Source organism: Streptococcus hepaticus (assembly GCF_043656315.1).
GTDB classification, from domain to species: Bacteria; Bacillota; Bacilli; order Lactobacillales; family Streptococcaceae; genus Streptococcus; species Streptococcus hepaticus.
Genome location: NZ_JBINIY010000046.1, coordinates 1 through 636 on the forward strand (window position 1 = coordinate 1; position 636 = coordinate 636).

The 636-nt window shown below is 42.0% G+C and carries 1 protein-coding gene; it reads right to left on the reverse strand.

Translation table 11 applies throughout. The features are described from left to right. A partial coding sequence (locus tag ACHUFA_RS11025) for a phage tail tip lysozyme (RefSeq protein WP_394406110.1) occupies positions 1-636 on the reverse strand: 636 nt, incomplete at both ends.

A 636-nucleotide genomic window follows, 5' to 3' on the forward strand; every position in this document is an offset into this window, starting at 1 on the left:
ATGTAATAAGGACTATCCCCATACAACATGAAATCCAGTTGTAAGCCTAAGTCATACCACTTTTGATGTTTTCCTTTGGCATATTCCAACAATAAAGTATGTCTGCGTGACCCATCCGCGGTATCTGTCCATTGGCCTAAGCCTAAACCACGTTTGAGAATATTTGGGTAACGTCCATTGTATATAGTTGGACCATTAAGTGAGAGCCAGCCCTCATCATCCCACGAACTGTCTGTCGCACCAACAGGTGGAGATAAATAGTCGCCTTCAGCTCGTTTTGGATTAATGGAGGATTCTACCGACCAATTTCCTAAAATAGCTGCGATAGCTTGATTGGTCGCACCTTTGCTTTTAAGATAGTCATAAATTGCCTTGGCTCTCTCAAACTCATCGCCGCCAAACTGACCGATAGTTGGAAGAATGGTGGTTTGAACCTGAATCACTTTTGGAAAGTAGAATGCTGGATTGACATAGACCAACTTATCCGTGTCATCATTAACCTTTTGATAGGTAACTTTTAGACCCGTTCCGTCTTTGGTCTGACCAATAATATCTCCTGCCAAGACTTGTTGATTTTCACTCACACGACCTGAATGAATACCAAACAAGGTTAGTTTAGTCTTATTCACTCCCTCT